Source organism: Qipengyuania sp. L-5Y (genome assembly GCF_056859455.1).
Genome location: NZ_JBSXOM010000005.1, coordinates 1 through 5,763, shown reverse-complemented (window position 1 = coordinate 5,763; position 5,763 = coordinate 1). Strand labels below are relative to the sequence as shown.

The following is a 5,763-nucleotide window of genomic DNA, read 5'->3' as shown; positions in this document are numbered from 1 at the left end:
CAGAGATGGACAGCCGGCCCCCCGGTGTAAATCGGGGGAATGACAGCTGTCCCTCTTGATATTGTTGGATGCTCTTTGACATTGTTGATTTTTGATGAAGGGACATGTGGGCGACGGCGCCCGGTCCGGGGATTTTAAGGCTCCGGAAACCGGTTAATTCAAGCCGATTGCCACATCTTTCGCTCGCACCACGCGGGCGTTTGGTGATGCATGTTCATTCGTATCCATTACGTTTGACAGTGCAGGTATCGGCTCCTTGAAGCTCATGCCAGTCTGGCTGGCGGGGTTTTCCCCGTGCTTGATTGGTGTGTGACACAAACTTGAGAGTTTGATCCTGGCTCAGAACGAACGCTGGCGGCATGCCTAACACATGCAAGTCGAACGAACCCTTCGGGGTTAGTGGCGCACGGGTGCGTAACGCGTGGGAACCTGCCTTTAGGTTCGGAATAACAGTTAGAAATGACTGCTAATACCGGATAATGTCTTCGGACCAAAGATTTATTGCCTTTAGATGGGCCCGCGTTGGATTAGATAGTTGGTGGGGTAATGGCCTACCAAGTCGACGATCCATAGCTGGTCTGAGAGGATGATCAGCCACACTGGGACTGAGACACGGCCCAGACTCCTACGGGAGGCAGCAGTGGGGAATATTGGACAATGGGCGAAAGCCTGATCCAGCAATGCCGCGTGAGTGATGAAGGCCTTAGGGTTGTAAAGCTCTTTTACCAGGGATGATAATGACAGTACCTGGAGAATAAGCTCCGGCTAACTCCGTGCCAGCAGCCGCGGTAATACGGAGGGAGCTAGCGTTGTTCGGAATTACTGGGCGTAAAGCGCACGTAGGCGGCTTTTCAAGTCAGGGGTGAAATCCCGGGGCTCAACCCCGGAACTGCCCTTGAAACTGGATGGCTAGAATACTGGAGAGGTGAGTGGAATTCCGAGTGTAGAGGTGAAATTCGTAGATATTCGGAAGAACACCAGTGGCGAAGGCGACTCACTGGACAGTTATTGACGCTGAGGTGCGAAAGCGTGGGGAGCAAACAGGATTAGATACCCTGGTAGTCCACGCCGTAAACGATGATAACTAGCTGTCCGGGCTCATGGAGCTTGGGTGGCGCAGCTAACGCATTAAGTTATCCGCCTGGGGAGTACGGTCGCAAGATTAAAACTCAAAGGAATTGACGGGGGCCTGCACAAGCGGTGGAGCATGTGGTTTAATTCGAAGCAACGCGCAGAACCTTACCAGCCTTTGACATCCTAGGACGACTTCTGGAGACAGATTTCTTCCCTTCGGGGACCTAGTGACAGGTGCTGCATGGCTGTCGTCAGCTCGTGTCGTGAGATGTTGGGTTAAGTCCCGCAACGAGCGCAACCCTCGTCCTTAGTTGCCATCATTTAGTTGGGCACTTTAAGGAAACTGCCGGTGATAAGCCGGAGGAAGGTGGGGATGACGTCAAGTCCTCATGGCCCTTACAGGCTGGGCTACACACGTGCTACAATGGCATCTACAGTGAGCAGCGATCCCGCGAGGGTTAGCTAATCTCCAAAAGATGTCTCAGTTCGGATTGTTCTCTGCAACTCGAGAGCATGAAGGCGGAATCGCTAGTAATCGCGGATCAGCATGCCGCGGTGAATACGTTCCCAGGCCTTGTACACACCGCCCGTCACACCATGGGAGTTGGATTCACCCGAAGGCGGTGCGCTAACCTTTTAGGAGGCAGCCGACCACGGTGGGTTCAGCGACTGGGGTGAAGTCGTAACAAGGTAGCCGTAGGGGAACCTGCGGCTGGATCACCTCCTTTCTAAGGATTGTCACGAAAGCGCCTGGCCTTGAGCCGGGAAGAGCTTCGCGACTTTTCATGGAACATTGCCGTCGTCCTCATGTCCTTTCATCACTGGAGATTGCCTCAAGGCTGTATGTCTTGCGGCATGACGCCTGAGCCGGCTCACGCCCCTCGCGGCTTTATTGCCGTCGACGGTGGTGTAGGTCCGTAGCTCAGTTGGTTAGAGCGCACCCCTGATAAGGGTGAGGTCGGTGGTTCAAATCCACTCGGACCTACCAAGTTTTGGAATTGGTGCGGGGCCTTAGCTCAGCTGGGAGAGCACCTGCTTTGCAAGCAGGGGGTCATCGGTTCGATCCCGATAGGCTCCACCAGCCAACCTCCAGAGATGAAACGAAAAGCTATCCGGCTTCGGTCGGTAGCGAGGCGATTTGCGCCTTGCGATCTTTGACATTGTGAATGGGTTTTTAAATCGATGCCGTGGCGCATGGGTTTGATCAACTAACCGGCTCTGGCTGGTGGTGATTGGACGTATGCATCACAAACAAGATCAATCGAATTGATTATCTGGCTGAGATATTCCTCCGCACTATCGTGAGACTTCGGACTTTTATGCAGGTCTGTCGTTGATGGTGTGGATTCTCAAGCGTGAGGTAAGAGCATTTGGTGGATGCCTTGGCATGTGCAGGCGATGAAGGACGTGGCACGCTGCGATAAGCGTCGGGGAGTTGTGAGCAAACTTTGATCCGGCGATTTCCGAATGGGGAAACCCACCCTCACCATTTCCTTTCGATCGACCTTCGGGTGGATCGGAAAGAGGTGGATAGGGTATTACCAGACTGAATATATAGGTTTGGTGAAGCGAACCCGGGGAACTGAAACATCTCAGTACCCGGAGGAAAAGACATCAACAGAGATTCCCGTAGTAGTGGCGAGCGAACCGGGACCAGGCCAGTGCCTTCATTTCAACTAGCAAAACACTTTGGAAAGAGTGGCCATAGTGGGTGACAGCCCCGTATGCGAAAGTGATGATGAAGGACTCGAGTAGGGCGGGACACGTGAAATCCTGTCTGAACATGGGGGGACCACCCTCCAAGCCTAAATACTCGCACATGACCGATAGCGAACACAGTACCGTGAGGGAAAGGTGAAAAGCACCCCGATTAGGGGAGTGAAACAGTACCTGAAACCGGATGCTTACAAGCAGTTGGAGCCCCATAGGGGGTGACAGCGTACCTCTTGCATAATGGGTCAGTGACTTAATTTATCGAGCAAGCTTAAGCCGTTAGGTGTAGGCGTAGCGAAAGCGAGTCTGAATAGGGCGACTGAGTTCGATGAATTAGACCCGAACCCCGGCGATCTAGGCATGGCCAGGTTGAAGGTGCGGTAACACGCACTGGAGGACCGAACCGGTGAATGTTGAAAAATTCTCGGATGAGCTGTGTTTAGGGGTGAAAGGCCAATCAAGCCGGGAAATAGCTGGTTCTCCGCGAAATCTATTGAGGTAGAGCGTCGGATGTATGCCGATGGGGGTAGAGCACTGGATGGGCTAGGGCTGCGCGAGCGGTACCAAACCTAACCAAACTCCGAATACCATCGAGTCTTATCCGGCAGACAGACGGCGGGTGCTAAGGTCCGTCGTCAAAAGGGAAACAGCCCTAACCTACAGCTAAGGTCCCCAAGTCATATCTAAGTGGGAAAGCATGTGGGAATCCCAAAACAACCAGGAGGTTGGCTTAGAAGCAGCCATCCTTTAAAGAAAGCGTAACAGCTCACTGGTCTAAATAAGGGTTCCTGCGGCGAAGATGTAACGGGGCTAAAGATATGCACCGAAGCTTAGGGTTCAGAATTTATTCTGAGCGGTAGCGGAGCGTTCCGTAAGCGAGCGAAGGAGAAGGGTAACCGACTCTGGACGTATCGGAAGTGCGAATGCTGACATGAGTAGCGACAAAGAGGGTGAGATGCCCTCTCGCCGAAAGACCAAGGGTTCCTGCGCAACGCTAATCGGCGCAGGGTTAGCCGGCCCCTAAGACGAGCCCGAAGGGGGTAGTCGATGGGAACCACGTAAATATTCGTGGGCCTGAAGATGTGTGACGGATCGTGGAAGTTGTTTTCTCTTATTGGATTGAGAGGGCAGCCAAGCGGTTCCAGGAAATAGCCTCTTCATATAGACCGTACCCGAAACCGACACAGGTGGTCAGGTAGAGTATACCAAGGCGCTTGAGAGAAGTATCCTGAAGGAACTCGGCAAATTGCCTCCGTACCTTCGGAAGAAGGAGGCCCCATATCGACGCAAGTCTTTGTGGGGGGCACAGGCCAGGGGGTAGCGACTGTTTAGCAAAAACACAGCACTCTGCTAAGTCGGCTTCAAGACGACGTATAGGGTGTGACGCCTGCCCGGTGCTCGAAGGTTAAGAGGAGGAGTGCAAGCTCCGAATTGAAGCCCGAGTAAACGGCGGCCGTAACTATAACGGTCCTAAGGTAGCGAAATTCCTTGTCGGGTAAGTTCCGACCTGCACGAATGGCGTAACGACTTCCCCACTGTCTCCAGGATATGCTCAGCGAAATTGAATTCTCCGTGAAGATGCGGAGTACCCGCGGTTAGACGGAAAGACCCCGTGCACCTTTACTGCAGCTTCAGAGTGGCATTAGGAAATTACTGTGTAGCATAGGTGGGAGGCTTTGAAGCGACGGCGCCAGCTGTCGTGGAGCCATAGGTGAAATACCACCCTGTGATTTTCTGATGTCTAACCTCGCACCGTTAGCCGGTGTAGGGACCCTCTGTGGCGGGTAGTTTGACTGGGGCGGTCGCCTCCTAAAGAGTAACGGAGGCGCGCGATGGTATGCTCAGGACGGTTGGAAACCGTCTGCAAGAGTGCAATGGCATAAGCATGCCTGACTGCGAGACCGACAGGTCGAGCAGAGACGAAAGTCGGTCATAGTGATCCGGTGGTCCCTCGTGGAAGGGCCATCGCTCAACGGATAAAAGGTACGCCGGGGATAACAGGCTGATGATTCCCAAGAGCTCATATCGACGGAATCGTTTGGCACCTCGATGTCGGCTCATCACATCCTGGGGCTGGAGCAGGTCCCAAGGGTTTGGCTGTTCGCCAATTAAAGTGGTACGTGAGCTGGGTTCAGAACGTCGCGAGACAGTTTGGTCCCTATCTGCCGTGGGCGTCGATTGTTGAAAGGAGTTGCCCCTAGTACGAGAGGACCGGGGTGAACGTACCTCTGGTGTACCTGTCATCCTGCCAAGGGTGCCGCAGGGTAGCTATGTACGGACGGGATAACCGCTGAAAGCATCTAAGCGGGAAGCCTCCCTTGAGATAAGCAATCTTCGAACCGTCATAGACCATGACGTTGATAGGCCGGGTGTGGAAGCGCAGTAATGTGTGGAGCTAACCGGTCCTAATAGTTCTTTTCGCGCTTGTAGGATCCATACCATCAACGACAGCCCTGTTCTTACACAGGTCAGGCTGTCCGCGATCGGAGGAAACTTCGAAGCCGGATAAGCCCTCAAAAGCTCAACAAACATCGATTTAAAATACCGAACCGGTCCCCTTGGGTTTACCCAGGGGCGACCAGCCCGCCTGCTTTATTGCTTGGTGGCTATAGCGTCTGTGACCCACCCGATCCCATCTCGAACTCGGACGTGAAACCGGACAGCGCCGATGGTACTAGTGCCTAAGCACTGGAAGAGTAGGTCGTCGCCAGGCATTATAGCAGACGGGCTCGGTACAAACCCATTCACGATTTCAAAAAAGCCGCTGCCGGTGCACACCGCGCGGCGGCTTTTTCGTCTCTGGATACCATCCAGAAGACACACATACGGTACCGCGGGGTGGAGCAGTCCGGTAGCTCGTCAGGCTCATAACCTGAAGGTCGTTGGTTCAAATCCAACCCCCGCAACCAAACCAACACAAACAAGGGCTCCGCCAACAGGCAGAGCCCCTTTTTTATGCCCCCCGTAAAGACGCGC

At 53.8% G+C, this 5,763-nt stretch carries 3 tRNA genes and 3 rRNA genes; all 6 read left to right on the top strand.

Annotated elements, in window-relative coordinates:
* Positions 1–316 precede the first annotated feature (316 nt).
* The 6 genes from AC13F2_RS00100 to AC13F2_RS00075 all read left to right on the top strand — a co-directional run bounded on the left by AC13F2_RS00100 (position 317) and on the right by AC13F2_RS00075 (position 5,696).
* Positions 317–1,802 (top strand): 16S ribosomal RNA (locus AC13F2_RS00100).
* Positions 1,803–1,985: 183 nt separating this feature from the next.
* Positions 1,986–2,062 (top strand) — tRNA-Ile (locus tag AC13F2_RS00095).
* Positions 2,063–2,079: 17 nt separating this feature from the next.
* Positions 2,080–2,155, top strand: a tRNA-Ala gene (locus AC13F2_RS00090).
* A gap of 269 nt (positions 2,156–2,424) precedes the next feature.
* Positions 2,425–5,216 (top strand): 23S ribosomal RNA (locus AC13F2_RS00085).
* A 169-nt stretch (positions 5,217–5,385) separates the two neighbouring features.
* Positions 5,386–5,500, top strand: a 5S ribosomal RNA gene (gene rrf / locus AC13F2_RS00080).
* Together the 16S, 23S and 5S rRNA genes with 3 tRNA genes alongside form the textbook arrangement of a ribosomal RNA operon.
* 119 nt (positions 5,501–5,619) lie before the next feature.
* Positions 5,620–5,696, top strand: a tRNA-Met gene (locus AC13F2_RS00075).
* Positions 5,697–5,763: the final 67 nt, after the last annotated feature.